Raw genomic sequence first — 22739 nt, 5'->3', positions numbered from 1 at the left:
TCTTTTCTTCCATCATAACATCCTTGCTGCAGCACGGCTAATCGGTACGCAGAGCTTGAATCGGCCGGAGTCTCGCCGCTTTGCTGGCGGGCAGGATACCGAAGAACACACCGATAAAGAGCGAGAAGAGGAATGAAATGTTCACCATGTTCCAGGCATAGCCAACCTGAAGGGCAGTCAACTGGCCGACCAGCCAGGTTAGGCCTAATCCCGCTCCGATTCCGAGGATTCCGCCCATCGTGCTGAGCACCATCGACTCAATGATGAATTGCAGCAGAATATCTATTTTTTTGGCGCCGATGGCTTTGCGTATGCCGATCTCCCGGGTACGTTCGTTCACTGAAATTATCATAATGTTCATAATGCCGATTCCGCCAACGAAGAGCGAGATTCCGGCGATTCCAGCTAGGGCAAGGGACAGGGTGCCAGAGGTTTTCTTCAGCGTATCCAGCATCTGTTTGGAATCGAACACACTGTAGGCATCCTTGGCACGGAGGAACTTGCGGTCCAAAATCTGTCCGATAGCTGTCTTCACAGACGCTACATCCTTGTCGCTCAAGGCAGTGACGGTAAAAGTCTGAATTCCCTTGCTCTGAAGCAGCCGCTCGGAGGTGGATAAGGGGATGAGAATCTTCTTATCGTTTGATCCGCTGAGTGAGGTTCCCTTCGCCTGGAGCAAGCCTACAATCTGGAAGGAGGTACCGTTCAGCTGGATCTCACGGCCCACCGGGTTGTCGGCGCCAAACAGCTTCTTCGCCGTTTCGGTTCCGATCAGGGCAGCCTTCTGCCGGTATTCATTGTCGATATCGAGCAGGAAGCGGCCGGACTGCACATGAAAGTTCTGTACCTTCTCATAGCTTGCGGTGATGCCTTCAAGTGAGACATTAGTATGAACGTTTCGATATTTGGCGGTTACATTGCTGCTGATGGTAGGTGAAACCTGATCCACCCCGGGAACCCGGCTAAATGCGGCAACCTCCTCTGCCGTGAGGGAAGTGACCGCCCCCCGTCCGGTAATAATGACCGTCAGCTGATTCGTGCCAAGGTCACTGAATTGGCTGGTGATCTGACCCGTAACTCCCTGCCCCACCGAGACCAGCAGGATGACCGAGGATACTCCAATGACAATGCCCAGCATGGTGAGGAAGGAACGCACTTTATTGCCGACGATACTCATTACCGCCATTCGGATACTCTGAGCAAGAATCATTGGTCATTTCTCCGATCTTCAACCAGGTGGCCATCCTGAATCCGGATGACCCGCTTCGCTTGTTCCGCAATGCCCAGGTCATGTGTGATGACAATAATGGTATGTCCCTGTTCATTCAGTCTTTTGATCATGTGCATGACCTCTTCTCCGGTCTTGGAATCGAGTGCGCCGGTAGGCTCATCTGCCAGTAGAATGGGAGGATTGCCGGCAAGTGCTCTGGCGATGGCAACCCGCTGCTGCTGACCCCCGGACAGCTCGCTCGGACGGTGGTGCATCCGCTCTTGCAGGCCGACCTTCTCCAGGGCGGCAACGGCCAGCGTTCTACGCTCCCGTTGTGACAAGCCCCGGTAGACTAAGGGCAGTTCCACATTCTGGACAGCGGATAACTTAGGGAGCAGGTTGAAATTCTGGAAGATAAAGCCTATTTTCTCATTGCGGATCCGGGCCAGCCGGTTATCGGATAATCTGCGGACATCCTGTCCATCCAGAGAATAGCTCCCTTCATTCGGGATATCCAGGCAGCCGATCATGTTCATCAAGGTGGATTTTCCAGATCCGGACGGGCCGATAATGGCAACGAATTCGCCATGGTGGATCTCAAAAGATAGATCCTTCAGTACCGTCATCTGTTCCTTGGCCATCATGTATCCGTGGACCATATGCTCAATCCTTATCAGGGGCTCTGTGTTCATTGTGGCCCTCCTACGCCGCTGCCACCGCCGCCGCTGTTGTCGAAGCCGCCCTCGTCACCGCCACCGCCACCCATATCGAACAGACCCGGAGCTGCGGGAGCAGGCGTACTGGCAGCAATAATGGTCGGGACAATGACCTGTTCCCCTTCGCGCAGACCACTGACGATTTCGATCCGGCTCTCATCATGCACACCTACAGTGACAGGCTTCAGCTGAACGGGCGGAGGTATGGCAGGGCTTCCTGTGGCGGAGCTGCCCTTGGGCGAGGGAGTCTGCTCCGGCACAGAGTCCTGCACTTGAACATAATACTTTTTATCCTTTTGGGTCACAGACTCGACGGGAAGCAGCAGAACGTGGTTCTTCTCTTCAATAGTAACGACTCCTTGTGCTGACATACCGGCTCTGGCTCCGGTGGAGTCCGTGAGCAGAAGGGTCACTTCAAAGACGGAGACGCCATTAGTCACCGTTCCTTCATCCGCAATCCGCGTGACCTTGGCCGGATAGGCCTTAGCGGGCAGGGCATCCATTTTAATGGCTGCGGACATACCTGGCTTAATCTTGGGGATGTCCAGCTCGTCAATTTTAATCGTAGCGCTCAGATGTTTGTAGTCCGTTATGGAGAAGACCTCGGCTCCTTTCGTCACCATCCCGCCTGAGGAGCTGCTGATCTTGGTAACCGTTCCATCCATCGGCGCTGTCAGGGAAGCGGGCGGGATATGATCCTTCTTGAGTGCTGCAAGCTCGGTCAATGTGGCTGTAATGGTATCCTTGGTTCTCTCGATGGCCAGCTTTGCCGCATCAACATCGGTTAAAGCAGCACCGTCCATGATTAGCTTCTTGTACTGGTCTTGTTTCTCCAGCAGGTCATTCTGCGATTGCTTGAGCGTATTCTGCTGGATTCTTAAGTTACTGGCTACATTGGCTCCCTCATAAGTCAGCAGGATCTGACCCTTCTTGACTTGTTCATTCTCCTTAACGAGAACCTTGGCTACATTTCCTGTGTCCCTGGCATATACGATCGTAGTATTCGTGGCCTTCACGGTGCCGGAGCCTTTGACGGTTAGAGATATATCCCCCTTGGTCACTACAGTAGTCTGAGCAGCAGGAGGGCTGTCCTGTGTGTTCTTATCCGGCCATAAGCTATACACAACAATTCCAGCAGTGACAATGACTGCGGCTGACAGACCTAAGGTTTTTTTGACGTTCATAGCGATCCTCCGGGATCTGGATTTGCCGCGTTTTTCGGGGCAGTGGTAGTTTCAGGGGCTTTGGCCGCAGGGATGTAAGTCAGGCTGTAGCTCTGGCTGCCCAAGAGAATCCGCTCTCCCTGGAACTCGTCATAGAGAGTTACGAGGAATTTGCCGCTGCGGAGCGTTTTATAGGCATTGCTTGTAAGGGTCATGGAATAGGCCAGGAATTTCCCTGTCACCAGATCCGTCCCGGGCACCAGCGTTCTCTCCTGCGTCTGGCCGAGAGGATCGGTAAGCTGCACGACCAGCTTATGCGCATTAGCGCCCATATCATACTGGTTGTCCTTGACAAGTGTATACGTCAGATTGACATTCAGCGTATCCTGGCCCTCGGACACAGCACCTGTGGCCTGAGTAACCGTAAACGTATAAGGGAACAATGGCACTCCGCTACCAAGAGTGACTAGTGCAGCCGGAGTCTGAATATGAAGGGTGAGTGCCTTAGGATTAATATAGGCGGTTGGCGTTCCGTCCGGTGCTGTCAGCTTGTTCTCGCTAACCCCTTCTCCCGCGAAAAGCGTCAGCTGCGAGGCATCGATGCTTGCAGGCAGCTTGCTCCATACACTCACCAGACTCTTGCCCTTGGGACCGGCCGCCTGTACAGATTGACTGACTTCTGCCTCATAATAGGTATTGTCCGGTGTCTTATAATAAACCACAAGTCTGGACAGCTCTGCCCTCCGGGCTTCAAGACTGCTCACCTCAAGCTCAGTATACAGAATGTTCTGGCTTGCTCCGGGATAGATGAAGGTCCGGCGCTCCTTAACCTCCGCCCGCTTGCCTGCAGTATCGATCTTGAAGGTGGCATTATCACCTGAGGCAGACATACCCGGAACAACTTGCTGTGTTTTCAGGGAGAGGAACGGCTCTGTGGTGTCGCCTGTCCCGCTATTTAGTCCGATACGAAGCTGGTCCAGAGATTGCTCATAGGGGAGCTTGCCGATCACATAATACACAGCGCTTGCACCTGCGGCTAGCTGCTGGCTGGAGGCGGCTGCAACGACTTGAACCGGAGCTTCCAAGGCGGTCTGCCCTGTATGGATGGTCCCTGTAAAAGCAGGGAGGGTTACTGCCGCATCCCTGACATTACGGATACGAATGGTGCCGACAAGCAAATCCTCAGTTGTCCACGGCATACGCTGCACTGACTCCAGTACGGCACCGAAGGTTCCGAAGCTGTTATCCAGGATGTACTCCGAAGCAACGGAGTTGGTCATCTCTAAGGAATAGGGAATCTTGTACATAGCTGTAGGGAAGATTGTCTTGCCTTCTGCGGCCGGCTCCACCATCTGGAGCTTCAGCGTACTCTGGTTCACATTCAGCGGCACTTCGGCAGAGAATTGCAGGATCTTCTCCTCAAGCGGCTTCAAGGTGAGGCTGGCCAGCGCTTTGCTGTTGACCGGGAAGGAGTAGCCTTCCTTGGAGGTTACAGATAATTCATAGGCTGGCAGAGTAACCGCCTTGTTGCCGGCATTCCTAATGCGCAGCTTCAGTGTCCACAGTGCCTTCTCGCCTGTTGAGGATACGGATGCCTGCTTCAACTGGGTCTCAATAGTATTGCTGCTCACCCCGAATTTCTTCACCGCGTAAGCATTCACCTCAAGACTTGGATAGCTTGCTTCCGGGAGACGGAAGGAGACTACCGGCAGATCCGCCTTCAGCCCTGAATTCTCCCCGGTGATCAGCAGCGACATGCGCGTGGTCGGTATGTAAGCCGGGAGCTCCGCCAGATAAAAGATCTTCTTATTCTCACCGGACTGCACCTTGTAATCGCGGCTGGCACTGTCAAGCGTCAGCTCAAATGCGGAGCCGCCGGAGGATTCAAGAAATACCCGGTGGCCGGGTGCAGCGAGTACTTTGGCTCCTTGATTCGTCAGGCTCAGAGCAACCTTGGCATAGATTTTATGATTGAAGCTGAAGATTTGCAGGCTCTCGGGCTTCAGGCTAACCGGAAGGTTGCTGACCGTAATCTGCTTGCTAAGACCCTGCTGCACATAAGGGGTATAAGCGGCCGGGACTGTGAAGCTGCCCAGCTTCTTCTGGTACTCAGAGCCGCTGAAGTCGAAGCCGAACAGCGAGATGGAGAGGCCTTGAAGTGAAGCCGTCTTGCTGACGTTCACATAGTAGGTGACGGTTAGCTGTTCCTTGGGGGGAACCTCAGCTTTGCTTTTATCCTCGGGAATGGGGCTGCTCTTCAGTGATGCTCCCGCCGGGGTTGTAATCTTGGAAAAGACGTTGAATAGCTTAAAGGTGCTGCTGCTTGTATTGCTGTACACCAGGGTATAGGTCAGATTGTTGCCGCCATCGGCCTTGGCTAATTGCACATCGGTCAATCTCACGCTGACTCCGGTTCCCACAGTAACCGGCGGTAATTGTGCCAAGATGCTGGTATTCTGCTGCTGCGTCTTATTTGCCGTAACACTGCTTGGCGCCGCAGATGCGGATAACGCCAGGTGCGTACTGGCAATAATCATCCCTAGTACCAGAGCGGCACAGGCACGGTAATTCTTCATTTTATTCCCTCCCAACATTCATCATCCGATTGACGGCTTAAGGCAGCCGCTAGAAGATGTTTCCTATCTTACGGGAAAGGATTAACACAGGGATAAATAAAAGGGGGGAGAACCAGGGGGAAAGATAAATAGAAGTTAAACTTTTTATAAACTGGCTTGTTCCAGCTACGGCGTGACGTGAAGGCTGGACTTGCCGGTATATAATAGTAGATACATAGAATCCGGTGAGCCGGGACAGGGGGATCAGCATGGAGCATGAAGTACATACGTTCAGCTGGGTGGGCAGCGGGGAGAGGTATCTGAATCATCCGGTAACATGCACACTGAACAGGATGGTTGTTGGCCGGTACGGCGGGAACACTGCGGCAGGTGCCGACAAGAATGAGGATGGGGTCTATGTATTAAGCAAGCCGGGCGGGGACTGGGAGTTCGCAATGCTCCTGGATGCGCACAATACGGCGGAAAGTGCCGAATTGCTGATCCGTACAATCAACAGTGAGAGAGGTGAAATCATCAGGCTGCTGGCGCTGCCGGTTCAGCAGGCGTTCCGGGAAATGGAGGCTTTTCTGCTGGCGATTTTCCAGTCTGAGGCATTTCTCAGCCAGTGTAGGCAGGTAACGGGAGAGACGGCATGTCTGATCTGTGTCCGGATGGAGAATTATCTCTGGTGGTTCTCGGTGGGAGATAATTCGCTCTATCTGCTGCATCCAGAGCTGGCGGCCCGCGGACAATATGCGCTAGGACAGCGCAACTACTACGAATGGATCGGCTTCGTCAACACCTTCGCCCAGTCCGTTGCCTGTTACTCGTCAGGCATCCGCGAGCTGCGGCAGGGCCGCAACATCATCGTGATGACCACAGACGGTCTGCTGGAGGTGGGAGCAAGACTGCTGGAAGACCCGCGTAGGCTGTATGAAGCTTTTACGGGCAGAGAGGATCTGGAGAAATGTGTGGCCGAAGTATTGACAAGTGTACATGAACAGCGTGGGCGGGACAGCGCAACGGTGGTGGCCTGGAGCTATGAGAATGGGCGGGCAGGCGCGATGCCTAGCGATTAGGGCGGACGTAAGCGGCCCGTACCTATTTTCCCCGTACATGCACTTCTAGGCATTTACCCACATACAATAAAAGGACCATGAACCCGTTGTTCTGCTAACTGATCGGTTTCATTGTACATGTGCGGGAGGTGTCGCCAAGTTGCCTGGAATCATAAGCACGATTGCGCTGCTGATCAAAGAACTGACGCTGCTGGTATCTTACGTAAGGAACAACGCTTTTCCCCAGCCTCTATCGGAGCAGGACGAGAGCAAATACTTAGGCATGATGGCCGAGGGAGACGCCAAGGCACGGAACCTGCTGATCGAGCATAACCTGCGGCTGGTTGCCCATATAGTGAAGAAATTCGACAACACCGGTGAAGACATGGAGGACCTGATCTCCATCGGCACCATCGGGCTGATCAAGGCCATCGAGAGCTACCGCCCGAACAAAGGCACGAAGCTGGCTACTTTTGCCGCCCGTTGTATCGAGAATGAAATCCTGATGCACTTACGCTCGCTGAAAAAAACCCGCAAGGACGTATCCCTCCACGATCCGATCGGAACGGATAAGGAAGGCAACGAGATCACCCTGATCGATATCCTAGGCTCGGAAGCGGACGATGTGATTAAAGAGGTGGATCTGAAGATTGAGAAGAGCAAGATCTATCGTAACCTCGACATTCTGGATGACCGCGAAAAGGAAGTTGTGGTAGGCCGCTTCGGACTGGACACTGGCGGGGAAGAGCGGACGCAGCGGGAGATTGCGAAGGAGCTGGGAATCTCGCGGAGTTATGTGTCGCGGATTGAGAAGAGGGCACTGATGAAGCTGTATCATGAGTTTTATAAGGTGAAGCGGTAAAGAGAGAGGGTTGCCTGTAGGAATGAGACAGTGATGGTCTCAGTCTTACAGGTTTTTTTGAAAAAAATTCAACGATTAGATTCTATATACCAAGCTCTTAGCTGAACAAGGCTTTGAAATCATTATTGTTTTATGTAGGATTGGGGGATGTTCGCCTAAACATTGAACGTGTTGCTTTGCGTGTGAAAAACGGCGGTCATCATATTGAAACCGAGGATATTATTAGACGAAATGTAACGAGTTTGGATAATTTGGTATCTCACTTAGACTTGATTGATCAATTAATTATTGTTGATAATAGTAAAGCTGATTGGTTTTTTTTTGACATCATATCGTATCCATAACCTTAAGAAATTCGGGCGACACCGGCGAAGACATGGAGGATCTAATCTCCATCGCGGAGAGGCCACTGAAAAGTCCATAAAGAGCTGAGAGAGAGATTCGATAAACAGAATGTCTCTTTTTTTTCGATAAAATTAAAGAATAAAATCAAAGGCTGGTGGTCTTCATGCTTCCATTATCTTGAGCTCGTATATCAAAATTTACAATATACTCATTCCAAAAGATAACTTTCTGCGGCACATGGACGAGTTGGCGGACTTCAGCTTGTTTATGAGGAACTACACGAGAGGGATGGCCAAGGTAATGAACGAAATTCAGTAGACCCGGTCCGAATGTTTAAATATCTACTGTTTAAATCCATTTACGGCTCAGCCCGTTACGAATATATTGGCAGATGAAATTCAGGATAAATGCAGTTGATTTACTTGGTAAATAGATGTAAAATCAAAAAGTAGCAATATATGGGAATAAAATGCTTTTTATTCTAGCGGTTTCCAAGCAATGAAGAGCGGGAGGGCTGTATTTCGCAAAACCGTTGATCAACACTGACTTTCTATAGCAAAAGGTCTGCGGACTATCGAGATAGAATATTGTTTGATTAGAACGATTATTTGTAATCAACAATATCAAAGCAACGGGACGATTTTTTTTGAAAATGGGGGATATTATGAGTAATGTAAAAAAAGAGAAAGCTATATTACAAGTTAAGTATCCAATCATTACATCTTATACGTCCGATGCACACATGCTGGCAATACTCAGAAATTATTCATATACGGAAGGGTGGATATTTAATAATTTCGTTAATTTATGGGGAGAAGAACCGTCATATGATAATCATTTTTCAATGTTAAGATTTCACTCTTGGACAATTAGAAGAGTGTGCCCTTATTTTAAAATAAATTATTTTGATAAGGCTTTTTTTGATTCAGATATAGTTGAATTTATTATTTCAAAAATTGATTCAGGTCATTATGTTACTATAAAATATGATCAATATTATATTCCAAATTCAATAAACTATAATGAGTACCATTCTGGACATGAAATGTTGATTTATGGTTATGATCGGTTAAATGAGATGTTTTTGGTTGCAGATTTCTTCAAAGATGGCAAATATTCATTTGAAACTACACCATTTAACTGTGTTGAAAGTGCAATAGTAAGTGTATTAGATTTAGAACTATTCTCATGTAATGAAATAGAACTCTACAACGCAAATTATAAATTTAATAATTATTTTTTGTATAATTCACTAAATAACTTTCTATATTCCCTAAATACAGCAGCAGAAGGCGAAAATGTTATTATTGCGGATTATGAAGCAGAACCAATACAACAAGGTCGGTATATATTTGGTATCAAAACTTACGGCCTATTGAAGCAAACATTATCGAAAGTATTGCATAATGAAATGGAGTTTAATGACATTAGGCCATTGCATGTAATCTCTGATCATAAGCTAATGATGTGTGAACGTTTAAAGTATTTAGCAAATGCAGGTGTAATAGAAGCTAATGATTATATTATAGATGAATATTTGACCATAAAGAATATAAGCTTAACGAATCGAAATCTTTATTTGAAATTTTTGATTACAAAGGAATACAGTCTAATAAATAAAATTATTTATAATTTAGATAAAATGGAATCATTGGAGATTAAAGCAGTAACTTATCTTGTCAATAAATTATCTGTTAACACGAGGGTTGGCATCAGTAAGTACTGAGACCAATTTGATTTGTTTTGTCGAGGTGTTTTGCAAAGACGTACCCCTCCACGATCCGATCGGAACGGATAAGGAAGGCAACGAGATCACCCTGATCGATGAGGGTGCTGATGAAGCTGTATCATGAGTTTTATAAGGTAAGCGGTGAATTTAAGACATGACTTAAAAAGTGATGCCTGTTCTTAATGCCGGGAAAGCGACTTGTCTGAGGATGAGTTGCTTTTTTATGTTCATTGCACTTTATATCCTTATAATCACATTTTAATACAATGAAAGTTACATATATGTTTTTTTATGACTTATTGAGTCAAAAGATTAGCTTATCTGACAAAAATATTGTTTTTTTGTAATTAAACGACTATAATTATATATAGTTGGATTAACGCCCATGCTTTTCAACTTACATATACCCTATATAATAGGTCATTATGTTAAATTATTTCTTTTTTATTTTCTAATAGGAAACCTACAAGAATCTGTAATAATCTAATTGTTGTTTCGGCACATTAGAGGACACAGAGAACATAGTAACTTTATGGATGTAATCTAACAAGAATACGTCGTTGGCGAAGCGTGCTCATATAATTGAATATTATAGTTACGATAGTCCTCCTTGCATAACTTGGAGGACTATTCTGCTTTAAGGCAAGGCGATATTTCGATTGCTTGTTTTTGAAAGCGTTATCTAATTGTATTTGCATATATTAGAGGAGGATTTATAACAATGATAGACTGTCTATTAATAGGACACAATGAATTTTCGTTCTCTGAATACGAGAGAATGGTAGGGGCGATGGGGAAAGCTCTCCCGGCCTACCGGGATTTGAACTACAATTTTTGGGAATATAAAAACCAATATTATACCGCATCGGACGTATTCAATAAATTTGTATACGGAAATCCTCATTTAAACAATGAAATGGGCAGTTTTTCAATAGGGAATTATTTCAATGCAGCTGTTGCTTACCTGGGGACCTTTCTGGACCGGCGAGGCCACAGCTTTGATTATGTAGTAGCTTATCAGGATGAAAAAGAGCAGCTTGCTCAAAAGCTGCTTGAAGGTAATATAAGGGTCATTGCAATCCTCACTACCTTATATGTGTCTGTTCAACCTGTGCTTGAAATTATATCCTTTATAAAAAAGTATAATGCGGATGTTAAAATCGTGCTGGGTGGCCCGTTTATTGCTTCTCAAATGAAAACTACAATGGATGGGGATTCCCTGCAGTACTTCTTAAAATCTGTCGATGCAGATTTTTATGTGAACAGTTCGCAAGGGGAAGCTGCATTGGAGAAGATAATAAATAATATGAAAAATGGCCTCGGTTATGATGATATTGATAATCTGGTTTATCGGAGCGGGAGCCGTTATATTCAAACACAAATTAATCCTGAGGACAACAAACTGGATGAGAACATGGTGAATTGGCAGTTATTTGGCGACAGGATCGGAACGTTTGCGTCTCTCAGAACCTCCATATCCTGTCCTTTTTCATGTAATTTTTGCGCTTTTCCAAAGCAGGCGGGGAAATATCAGACTGTCGGAATTGAATGTGTGGAACGTGAATTAGATGCTTTGCAGGCCTTAGGGAAAGTTAAGAGCATTAATTTCATTGACGACACACTTAATGTGCCTCCGGCAAGATTTAAAGAAATGCTGAAAATGATGATTAAAAATAAATATGATTTCAAGTGGAATTCACATTACCGCTGCCAGTTCGCTGACCGGGAAACTGTAGCTTTAATGAAGGAAAGCGGCTGCGAAGGGGTATTTCTGGGCATTGAATCCGGAAGCCAGCAGATCCTGAAGAATATGAATAAATCAGCAACCATAGAGAAGTACAAAGAGGGGATTCAATTATTAAAAGAGTACGGAATTATTACCTATGCATCGTTTATTATCGGGTATCCAGGAGAAACCCGAGAAACCGTGCAGGAAACATTTGACTTCATTGACCGGTACAAACCGGATTTTTTCCGGACGCAACTTTGGTATTGTGACCCTACTACACCAATCTGGGCAAAAAGAGAACAGTACGGTATAGAAGGGTCTCAATTCAAATGGTCACATGATACAATGGACGCCCAAACTGCATGTAACATCATTGAAGAGTACTTTATGACACATCAGAGCTCTGTCTGGGTACCACAATATAATTTTGAATTCTCGGCAATATTTAATTTGCTGCACAGAGGGATGGACATTGATCAAGTTAAAACGTTTATGGTGCTGTTCAACAAAGGCATCAAGGGAAAATTGGAGCATCCTGAATATCCGGAGGTCAGTGAGGACCTGGCTACAGAAATGGAATTTATGATGTTTAAGAATGAGAGTTATGTGCCCAGAGACAATGCAATAGATTTATTGGAACACGAAGTGGAATTTGATTTTTAGGAGGAATTAGAGACATGAGTCAGCTTGAAGATAAGGTTCGTTTATCCGGCAGTAAATTTCAAAGACAGAAATCCTATTGGACCTCCGCACTTGCCGATATGCCTTTGGATGAATCTATTCTATTGACAGATTATGAATATGTTGCTGAATATTCTACGGATACCTTAAGTATGGATGTTCCGTATGATTTGAAAGAGAAGTTGATTAAACTCAGCAAAAATTCGGATCTCGCCCTGTTTATTCTTTTGTTAAGCAATGTTTGTATCCTTGCCTCAAAATATACGGACAATGAAAGATCAACGATAGCAATTCCCGTATACAATCATAATGATCATTTGAATATCCAGAACGAGCTATTGTTGTTGTGTGAATCTGTGGAAAGACACCTGACATTTAAAGAATTTTTAATGAATGTAAGAAAAAGCGTATTAAGTGTATATGATAATCAGGAATATCCCATAGGCAAAGTCTTGGAGAGCTTGGGACTGAGTCAGGATGAGTGTAGTAATTCGTTTGATTTATTATGTGTGATGAGCAATATACATACGCCTAATAGCAAAGCATCTCCCAAACAAGTGGTGTTCACCTTTGAAAAAACGGAAACTGCCCTTTATATTCATATTAAATATAATCCGTTGCTGTACACAAGAAATACGATTGAGCTCTTGCTGGAGCGCTACCTCCTGGTGCTGACACAGGTTTTTGCCAACCCTAATCTGACTTTAGAGGAAGTTTCTATTCTTACTGCCGAGGAAGAACAGCTGCTGCTTAGCTTTCATGGCGAGGCATTGATTTACCCGGCAGATGAAACTATCTGCTCCCTGTTTGAACAACAAGTTCAAAAAACGCCTCATCAATATGCGGTTGCTTCTAACGGGGAATATCTAACCTACATGATGTTGAATGAACGGGCTAACCGCTTGGCTGGCACCCTTATTGCGAAGGGAGTATCCTCCAATAATGTTGTAGGTATTCTTAGCAATTCTCGTCTTGAAATGGTCGTGGGAATGCTGGGGATATTAAAGGCAGGAGGCGCTTATCTTCCTATCGACCCCAAATATCCTCAAGAGCGTATTCTATATATGCTGGAGGAGAGCAAAGCCAAGGTGCTCGTAACCCTGACTTGCTTTGAAGATAGAGCAAATTCCTATGAGGGAATAAGGCTGCTGCTGGATAAAGAGGAAACCTATTCCCCGGCTGTCAGCAATCCGGATTTAAAGATCAGCCCGGATGATTTGGCTTACATTATGTTCACATCCGGCACATCCGGTAATCCCAAAGGAGTTATGGTTCAACATAACAATGTTATTCACATTACTTCATGGTTCCACCATGCTTATGATTTGACCAAAAACAATAATATTATCCAATTTACCAGCTACAATTTCGATCCCAGTGTGGAGCAAATTTTCGGAGCTTTGCTGCACGGTGCTACAGTTCATTGTGCAGATGAAGAGATGAAGCTGAACAGGAAGAAATTAACCGATTACATTGGCAGACATCACATCAATCTGGTCAATTTTACACCTGCAACACTACGTTTGCTGTTAATGGGGGGAGAGAAGATCCCTTCACTGGAAGTCCTGATTTGCGGTGGTGAGGTTTTGGATAATGATCTGAAAAATGATATTTTAAAGCAAGGATATAGGCTCTACAATCACTATGGTCCTACCGAAACTACTGTCGATGCTCTCGTAAGTCAATGTTCCCTGGACCAGAGTGTAGTTCTGGGCAAGCCAATAGCCAATACCAGAATCTATATTGTAAACCACAACAATCAGCCTCAGCCCATTGGTGTGAAGGGTGAATTATGCATAGCAGGTGCAGGCATTACCCGAGGATACCTGAACAACCCGGAGCTTACGGATGAGAAATTTGTAGCGAGTCCTTTTAATGGATATGAAAAGATGTACAAGACGGGGGATATGGCAAGGTGGCTTCCCGACGGTACAATTAGTTTTCTGGGCCGCAAAGATGATCAGGTTAAATTAAGGGGAAATCGTATTGAATTAGCGGAGATTGAAAAACAAATTGTAAAGCACGAAAATGTAAATCAATGTGTGGTTATCGTTAAGGAGAAAGAAGCAGGCGACCAATACATCTGTGCCTACCTTGTGCTCAAAGATAAAACTATAGAGTCGCTGTCCGAAGTAAAGCAAAAATTGAACGAGGTCCTTCCCTCCTACATGCTGCCGACTTATTATATGACTATTGACCAAATTCCCCTGAAAACAAGCGGGAAAGTGGATAAGCGCGCTTTACCGGAGGTCATAGAACTGCAATCTGCCTCCGAAGGCCCTCAAAATGAAACAGAAGAAAAGCTGTCTGAGATATGGAAGAATTTGCTGGGCGTGGACTATGTGGGGAGAAGCGATAATTTCTTTGATTTAGGAGGCCATTCCCTAAAAGCAACCCAATTGATCGCACGAATATATAAAGAATTCGAGTTTGAGCTATCGTTGACCGAAATATTTACAACATCAACCATAAAAGAATTAGCCCAGCATATTCAAAGCAAAGGAAAAAGTGATTTTTTTGAAATAAGACAGCAAGCTGAAAGAGAGCAGTATCCGGCATCTCCTGCCCAGAAACGGTTATATTTTATACATCAAATTGAGGGCGCAGAGACAGCGTACAATCGGCCATGTACCTTTATTATCGAAGGCAATGTGGATGTACTCAAAATGGAACAAGCTTTTGGAGAGCTGATTCACCGGCACGAAGCATTCCGGACTACCTATGCAATAGCAAACGGTGAAGTTATGCAAGTGATTCAAAAGAATGTTCCCTTTGAAATGGAATATGAGCAGTCAGCAGCAAGCGATTGCCAACAAGCGATCGCTTCTTTTATCAGACCGTTTGACCTCGGGAAGGCGCCATTATGCCGGCTGAAATTAGTAAGGCTGGAGAATAACAAGCATTTATTCTTATTTGATACCCATCATATTACCTCTGACGGCACATCAATGGATATTATTGTGAGAGAATTTATGGAGTTATATAAAGGGAACCCCCTACCTGAAATTAAAATTCAGTATAAGGACTATGCTGTATGGAAGAATGAAAACCATCATGATTCTGAGCGTATGGACCGGCAAAAACAATACTGGATGGAGCAATTTTCGGGTGAAATCCCGGTGCTGCAGCTGCCAATTGATTATCCACGCCCTTTTGTGCAAAGTTTTGAAGGAGACATGCTGCGCTTTGAGCTTAACGATCTAGTAATGATACCATTGCGCAAAATAGCCTCCGAATCGGGCGTTACTTTAAATATGCTGCTGCTTGCTATTTATAATATACTTTTATCCAAATACTCAGGACAGCAGGATATTATTGTCGGAATGCCTTCAGCCGGGCGTCAGCATCCTGACCTTGAACATATCGTGGGAATGTTTGTGAATACGGTAGCTGTACGTAATTATCTCGACATGGAGCAAAGCTTTGCAGATTTTCTGGCGGTTGTAAAAGAAAATGCCCTAAATGCATTTGAAAATGAAGATTACCAATTTGAAGAGCTACTGAATGCCATTCAACTGGAACGGGATCTTAGCAGGAACCCTTTGTTTGACACAATGTTTGTCATTCAAAATGCAAGCGGCAAGGACAGTATTTTAAATAACACTGCGAATGAGCCCTTCATCATTGATAATTTGATATTTACGCCATATACTCCGGGATATGTTCCGGCTCATTTTGATATTTTCCTTGAGGGCTTTGAAGCTGGAGACACATTGAGATTCAATTTACATTACTGTTCACGCTTGTTTAAGAAGCAGACCATGGAAGCAATGATTGGACATTTTATAAATATTATTCAAAGAATTATCGAGGGGACAAATGTAAGGTTAAGAGATATCCGGCTGATATCCCCTGAAGAAGAAAAGTATATTCTCGGTCACAATAATCCGGCTCCCAAACCTTATCCCACGCATAAAACGATACATGAGCTGTTCGAGGAGCAGGCCGCAAGAACTCCTGATCAGACCGCTGTAATCTGTTGCGGAGAGAAACTGACCTATGATGAATTGAACAGGCAGAGCAATAAGCTGGCAAGAGTGCTTAGGAACAGAGGAATTGGTGCGAATAGTGTAGTTGGTGTCAAGCTGGAACGCTCATTTGCATTGATTATTGGAATCTTCGGAGTATTGAAAGCGGGTGCGGCCTATCTGCCTCTGGATGTGAATTGTCCTGCAGAACGTTTATCCTATATTATCAATGACGCCAATATCAGTTGGATTCTGACTGCAGCTTCAGCAGGAGCAGGTGTACCTGCGGAAATGATGCTCAGCCTGGAACAATTGGAATCGGAGCTGGTTCATGAAGACGCAGGAGACCTGGGAATATGTAATACCTCCAACGATCTGCTGTATGTAATTTATACATCTGGATCAACAGGTAAGCCTAAGGGAATTATGTTTGAGCACAAAAATATGGTGAATCTGATTTGCTTTGAATATGAGAGCGTTAATTTCGCTGCTCCAGTCCTGCTGTTTAACGCAACAACATTTGATATGTCCCCTAATGAAATATTCTCGACATTGTTGGCCGGAGGGTCACTTCACGTTATACATGAAGAAATGAAGAGGGATGTTGAGGGCTTATTCAGATATATAGCCGATGAGAATGTTGAAGTTGCCATCTTTCCAACGGCCTATTTGAAATTCATCACTAGTGAGGAACAGTTGGCCCGGCAGATACCGTCCAATATTAGATATATCCTTACAGCGGGTGAACAGTTGGTTATCAATGATCAGCTAAGAATGTATCTTAAGGAAAATGGAACCCATCTTCACAATCAATACGGTCCTACCGAAACCCACGTCGTGACTGAGCTTATTATGAAACCCGGTGATGTCATTGCGGATGTTCCTTCCATAGGCAAACCTGTAACCAATAACGATATTTATGTCTTGGACCCTTATGGTAACCTTCAACCTATTGGGATCGCGGGTGAACTGTGTGTCGCAGGAAACAACGTTGCGCGTGGGTATATGAATAAGCCTGAACTGAGCGCGGTAAAATTCACTTCAGATCCTTATATAGCAGGCAGAAGAATGTACAGAACCGGTGATCAGGTGAAGTGGCTCCCTGATGGCAATCTTGCGTTTGTCGGACGGAAGGACTTCCAGATTAAGATCAGGGGATTCCGTGTCGAACCGGATGAGATAGAGAGTGTCCTGCTAAAGCATCCGGATATTAAAGAAGCGGTTGTAATTGCTAAAACCGATTCAAAGGGCTCCAATTATCTCTTGGCATATCTAACGTCAAAAGCCGTGACTGCAGTTTCCGAATTACGGAGATTTCTGGAGGAAGCAGTACCTGATTACATGATTCCTTCAAAATTTGTGTTCATTGATCAATTTCCGCTTACGACAAGCGGTAAAATAGACAGAATACAGTTAAAGAGCAGGGAAGAGGCAGCACCTGTCAAGGGGAATTTGCCTCCGCAATCCGGAATCGAGATTAAATTGTCATCAATCTGGAAGCAGATCCTGGAAGTAGATCAAGTCAGTACGGAGGATCATTTCTTTGAAGAGGGTGGTCACTCATTAAAAGCTATACAGATGGTTTTGCAAGTAGAGCGGGAATTTAATGTCCAATTGAAGGTAAGCCATATCTTCAGATTTCCAACATTTAAAGCTCTGGCAGCCTGTATTGAGAGCCTCCCCGGAAACCGTGCAGCGGAGATTCCTGCACTAGAGGAAAGAGGGACTTACGATACCTCTTTTGCCCAGAGAAGAATGTTCATTTTGAACAAGATGGAGAACAATAGCACCGCCTATAATCTAACCTCTGTATTTTATGTGGAAGGAATTATTTCCAAGGAGAAGATCGGGCAAGCCGTTAGCCAATTAATTATGAGACATGAGCCGCTGCGGACCTGTTTTGAAATACTCAATGGTGAGGTAGTGCAAAGAATTGTTCCTGCGGTAAATGCTGAGATGGAATTTATGAGTTGTGCCGAATGCGATATCAGTTCTGTTCTGAATACATGGGTCAGACCGTTTGATCTGGGGCAGGCGCCACTTTTCAGAAGTGCGGTGGTTTCAACAAATGCATCTTCCCACTACTTGTTATTTGATATGCATCATATTGCTGCAGATGGATTATCGATGGTCATTCTGCTGAAGGAATTTATGGAGATTTACAATGAAAAGTCTCTAGAGCCCTTAAGCCTGCAATATAAGGATATTGCAGCTTGGCAGATCGCGAATCTACAACTACCGCCAATGCTGGAGGCACAGAATTTCTGGATGAATAGTCTAAAAGGAAATTTGCCGGCATTGAATCTGCCAACGGATTATTTACGTCCTGTGAAGAAAAGCTATGAAGGGGATTTCATAGAAATAGCGGTTGGAAAGGATTTGTACCGCAGACTGCAGCATGTAAATCAGGCATCCGGTTCTACACTCTTCATGTTGCTGCTCGCTGCTTACAATGTGCTGCTGTATAAATACACTGCTCAAAATGATATTTTGATTGGCAGCCCGGTTGCAGGCAGAACCCGTAAAGAAGAAGAACATTCAGTGGGAATGTTTGTGAACACTGTGGTTATGCGTAATCTTCTGCAGGGAGAACAAACCTTTAATTCCTTTTTGAGTGAGGTCAGGGACAACTGCTTGCGGGTTATCGAGAATCAGAGCTATCCGTTTGATAAGCTTATTGATGAACTGGGAATTCCCAGAGACATGGGCCGGAATCCTGTATTTGACACAATGTTTTCGATGAATAACATTAGTTTCTCGAAGTTGGTCATCGGAGGGCTTGAAGCGGAGCCTGTTGGATTGACAAACAAGACATCCAAATTTGATATTTCAGTCAGTGCCACTGAACTAGAGGAGGAAATGGTCCTTTCATTTGAATACTGTACTAAGCTGTTTACAGAACAAACGATACAAAGAATGGCAAAGCATTATATCAACATCCTGGATTCTATTACCCGGGATTCCTCCAAATCGATCAATAACATAAATATGCTGTCTATCCCTGAACAGAAAGAGCTATTGGAGGAGTTCAACGAAACGGCGCTGCCTTTTAGAGAAGAGTATACTTTGCAGGCATTATTCGAAGAAAGGGTGGAGATTTGCCCTGACCGTACTGCTCTGGTATATGAGGATAACGAGATAACCTATAGGGACTTGAATCATAAAGCCAATAAGGTGGCTTCCGTGCTGCGAAGCAAAGGAGTTGGTCCCGATACTACGGTGGGAGTCATGATCAAGTCTTCACCGGAACTGTTTATTGCCATCCTTGGCATACTCAAAGCCGGGGGTGCTTTCCTTCCAATGGATTGTAATTATCCAGAAGAGCGGCTAATGTACATTCTGGAGAACAGCAGTAGCAGATTGGTGCTATCGGACGAAGGTGCCCAAGCATTGGAGAACATCCAACAGATTGAAGTTATGAAGATTGACGAAATTCTTAGTGGAAAGGCCGAGTCTTTTAATCCGGAACATATTAATACGGCCAATGACCTTGCTTATATTATTTATACTTCCGGTACTACGGGTAAACCCAAGGGAGTACCGATCGAGCATCGTTCTGTAAATAACTGCTTAACCGAAATAGCTCGCGCTACGAAATTTGTCGAAGGTAAGAGTATTCTGGCCTTGACGAGCGCATCCTTTGATGTGTTTGTTATGCAGTCCCTGCTGCCTCTAATTAGAGGTATGAAGGTTGTGGTGCCTACTGAGAGTGATAAAGCAGATACCTTGCGGATTCGCCGAATTATTGAAAAACAAGGGATCGATATGCTAAGTGCCACCCCTTCCAGAATGATTATGCTTGTAGGTGAGGGTGGGGATTTATCATGGATGAGCAGCTTGAAAGTATGCATGCTGGCGGGAGAAGCTTTTCCTGAGAGTCTGATGAAGACACTAGGGAGTATACAAAATTTGGGAGTATATAATATGTACGGCCCTACTGAAACTACGATTATCAGTTCAATTAAACACCTATTACCGGATGCTCCTATAAATTTAGGGAAACCGATATCCAATACCACCATGTATATTCTTGATTCAGAACAACGGCTGCAGCCTATTGGGGTGGCTGGTGAGCTTTATATCGGAGGGGCTGGGCTTGCGAGAGGCTATTGGAAACAACCGGAGCTTACCGCTGAGAAATTTATTCAGAACCCTTATCGGGATGGGGAAAGAATCTACAGAACAGGCGACCTTGCCAAATGGACACCAGAAGGGGAAGTCGAGTACCTGGGCAGGATGGACAACCAGGTGAAATTGCGGGGGTACCGGATCGAGCTGGAAGAAATCCAGAAGAATCTGGGCGAAGTGCCTGGAATCAAGAATTGTATTGTAAGAATAATCGGGGAGGCTCCAGAATCCGCATATTTAGCAGGTTATTATGAGGCTGCACATGAAATACCGGTTTCTGTAATTACCGCGTATCTTGCTGCAATTTTGCCGCATTATATGATACCGAGAGTGTACGTTTATTTGGAGCAAATGCCCTTGAACACCAGTGCGAAAATTGACATCACGGCGTTGCCGGAGCCTCTTCTCTCTCACAGACGCCTCAATCCGGCAGAGCCTGTGAGCTATTCTCAGACGGAACAACAATTAATTGATATCTGGAAATCTGTACTGGATGTAGATTATATAGATATTAATGACAACTTCTTTGAATTGGGGGGGAATTCCATTCAGGTTGTCAGAGTACATGCTATGGTGGAGAAGCTGTATCCTGACAAAGTTGAAATTGCGGATTTTTTCACCTATTCTTCTATAAGCGAGATGGCTGAGGCTATCGAGAGTGCTGATACATCTTTGGGCCGTATCCAACTTCACGTGGTTAATCTTCATGCAGATCTTAGAAGGATCGGCGGTAATGCGGACGCGCGTACGGGTTCAATTAAAATGGAAATGGCGGGTTTAGATGCTAAGCTTACTGAACTGTCCAACAGGTATGGAACGAGTAAAGACCATATTCTACAGGGGCTGTTCATGTATCTGCTGCATGAGTACTCTGCTGACCGGAGTATATCCATTCATTATGCATTGAATGACAACGGGGATGTTCTACCCCTGACGATTAATCCTTCAAGCATTGAGGCAGTAGCCGATCTGTTTGGAACCATCTCCGAACAAGCGGTCTTTCTACCCAAACCTGCGGGCTTTAACCTTAATGAGGCCATGAGGCTTACACATGTTAAAAAAGATGAGGCAGTAAGCTTACTGTATCTAGGACATCGCCATTTTGGCGGCCAGTTGTCAGAGACATTTGACATTATACTCAAGACTGATGCCGGCCCGGAAATCAGTCATGTCCTTTTTGAATATAATGCTGGCCGGCTGCAGGCTGACTTTATGAAGGAAATGGGCAATCACTTAATGAAAATGATTCAATCGGCATAGTGAGTCACCATATGAAGGGAATTCTTCGTGGAAGAGTTTCCTTCTTTATTTATATCCAACTATAGAAAAGGAGCATTAATATGACGAGTGTTGCATTTATTTTTCCAGGACAAGGATCTCAGTATGTTGGGATGGGGGCTGAGCTGTGTGAGCATTCCCGGGTAGCTGCTGCCGTCTTTGAAGAAGCGAATGATGTTCTTGGATATGACATTTCAAAATTATGTTTTGACGGAAATATAGCCGAACTGACGAAGACCGAACATACACAACCGGCTATATTAACAGCCAGTGTAGCTGCAAACCGGGTATACGCCAGCGAGTTGGGACTGCAGCCTGGATTTTGTGCAGGTCACAGTTTAGGGGAATACTCAGCATTGGTCTGTTCTGGGGCTATTGCCTTTGCAGATGCTTTGAAAATGGTGCGTAGAAGAGGAATGTTGATGCAAGAAGCTGTTCCTCTGGATACAGGATCTATGGCAGCTGTGACAGGAGTCAGTGAAGAGAGAATTAAGGAAGTTTGTGAGAACGTATCGACTCTGGAAAGCTATGCGGTAATTTCTAATTATAATACTCAAGAGCAGCTGGTTATTTCGGGTTATAAAGATGCAGTACAACGTGCTGGTGAAGCGTTAGCGAAGATTGGTGCAACGGTGATTCCGCTTAGAGTGAGTGCACCCTTCCATAGTCCGTTGATGAAGCAGGTTGCAGAGCTTTATAGAGAAGAGTTATTGCAATATCAGTTCCATGATTTGAACATCCCGGTAATATCGAATGTAACAGCTCTTCCATATCCGGGAAAAGACAGCATTATCGATTATTTGATCAAGCAGATTGAGAGTCCTGTCGCATGGAAGCCATCTATGCAATATTTGTTGCAACGGGGTGTAGATACTTTTATAGAGGTCGGGCCTAAAGATGTACTGGCAAAAATGGTGCGGACGATCTCCTCCACTGCTTCCGTATATGCCTTTGATTCAAAAGAGGAGATGGAGCGATTTAATCAGACCCGTAAGATCAATGAAGGCAACAAACTGAAATTGATGACAAGATGTCTTGCTATTGCAGTCTGTACAAAAAACACCAATTGGAATGATGAAGAATATCGTAAAGGGGTTATTGAACCTTATCGGGGAATCCAAAAACTCGTTGAGGATTTAGAGAAGGAACATAAAGCACCGACACTTAGCCAGATGGAACAAGCTTTAGACATGCTGAAATTAGTCTTTGCCACCAAAGGTACTGTGCAGGCTGAACAGAAGAACAGATTTGAGCAGATTTTTAACGAGACTGGGCTTGAAGGGTTATTTCCAAATTTCAAACTTTTTGCATAACCAA

Annotated in this window: 11 protein-coding genes; 7 read left to right on the top strand and 4 right to left on the bottom strand. The window is 45.0% G+C overall.

Annotation, left to right across the window (positions count from 1 at the left end):
* Positions 1–37: 37 nt before the first annotated feature.
* Genes MKX42_RS26680 through MKX42_RS26665 form a run of 4 tightly spaced genes read right to left on the bottom strand, consistent with a single transcriptional unit; the run spans position 38 to position 5665 of the window.
* Positions 38–1210, bottom strand: coding sequence for an ABC transporter permease (locus tag MKX42_RS26680; RefSeq protein WP_340755932.1), 1173 nt, complete (start codon positions 1208–1210; stop codon positions 38–40).
* Complete coding sequence (locus tag MKX42_RS26675) at positions 1207–1902, bottom strand: ABC transporter ATP-binding protein (RefSeq protein WP_340755930.1); 696 nt, start codon at positions 1900–1902, stop codon at positions 1207–1209. The genes MKX42_RS26680 and MKX42_RS26675 overlap by 4 nt, the downstream gene beginning before the upstream one ends.
* Entirely contained in the window at positions 1899–3110 is a 1212-nt protein-coding gene (locus tag MKX42_RS26670; RefSeq protein WP_340755928.1) for an efflux RND transporter periplasmic adaptor subunit, read from the bottom strand. Before MKX42_RS26670 ends, MKX42_RS26675 begins: the two co-directional genes overlap by 4 nt.
* A complete protein-coding gene (locus MKX42_RS26665) occupies positions 3107–5665 on the bottom strand; it encodes a hypothetical protein (protein ID WP_340755926.1) in 2559 nt (852 codons plus the stop codon). The genes MKX42_RS26670 and MKX42_RS26665 overlap by 4 nt, the downstream gene beginning before the upstream one ends.
* A 248-nt stretch (positions 5666–5913) precedes the next feature.
* Between MKX42_RS26665 and MKX42_RS26660 the strand changes: the two genes are divergently transcribed.
* From MKX42_RS26660 to fabD, 7 genes are all read left to right on the top strand, one after another.
* Positions 5914–6723, top strand: coding sequence for a protein phosphatase 2C domain-containing protein (locus MKX42_RS26660; RefSeq protein ID WP_340755924.1), 810 nt, complete (start codon positions 5914–5916; stop codon positions 6721–6723).
* Between the two features lie 139 nt (positions 6724–6862).
* Positions 6863–7564, top strand: a complete 702-nt coding sequence (gene sigK / locus MKX42_RS26655) for an RNA polymerase sporulation sigma factor SigK (RefSeq protein WP_036691086.1) — start codon at positions 6863–6865, stop codon at positions 7562–7564.
* Positions 7565–7677: 113 nt separating this feature from the next.
* The gene (locus tag MKX42_RS26650; protein WP_340755922.1) at positions 7678–7908 is read left to right on the top strand and encodes a hypothetical protein; all 231 of its coding nucleotides are present in this window, start codon (positions 7678–7680) and stop codon (positions 7906–7908) included.
* Positions 7909–8573: 665 nt separating this feature from the next.
* Positions 8574–9635 (top strand): hypothetical protein, encoded by a 1062-nt coding sequence (locus tag MKX42_RS26645; protein ID WP_340755920.1) that lies wholly within the window; start codon positions 8574–8576, stop codon positions 9633–9635.
* 724 nt (positions 9636–10359) lie between these two features.
* On the top strand, positions 10360–12030 hold the full coding sequence (locus MKX42_RS26640; protein WP_340755918.1) for a PhpK family radical SAM P-methyltransferase: 1671 nt from the start codon (positions 10360–10362) through the stop codon (positions 12028–12030).
* 14 nt (positions 12031–12044) lie between these two features.
* A complete protein-coding gene (locus MKX42_RS26635) occupies positions 12045–21404 on the top strand; it encodes a non-ribosomal peptide synthetase (RefSeq protein ID WP_340755916.1) in 9360 nt (3119 codons plus the stop codon).
* 80 nt (positions 21405–21484) lie between these two features.
* On the top strand, positions 21485–22735 hold the full coding sequence (gene fabD, locus MKX42_RS26630) for an ACP S-malonyltransferase (protein WP_340755915.1): 1251 nt from the start codon (positions 21485–21487) through the stop codon (positions 22733–22735).
* The last annotated feature ends 4 nt before the right edge of the window (positions 22736–22739 follow it).

Source organism: Paenibacillus sp. FSL R7-0204, from assembly GCF_038002225.1.
GTDB lineage: Bacteria > Bacillota > Bacilli > Paenibacillales > Paenibacillaceae > Paenibacillus_AQ.
The sequence above is the reverse complement of the archived record's forward strand: the minus strand, read 5'-3'. Positions and strand labels throughout refer to the sequence as shown.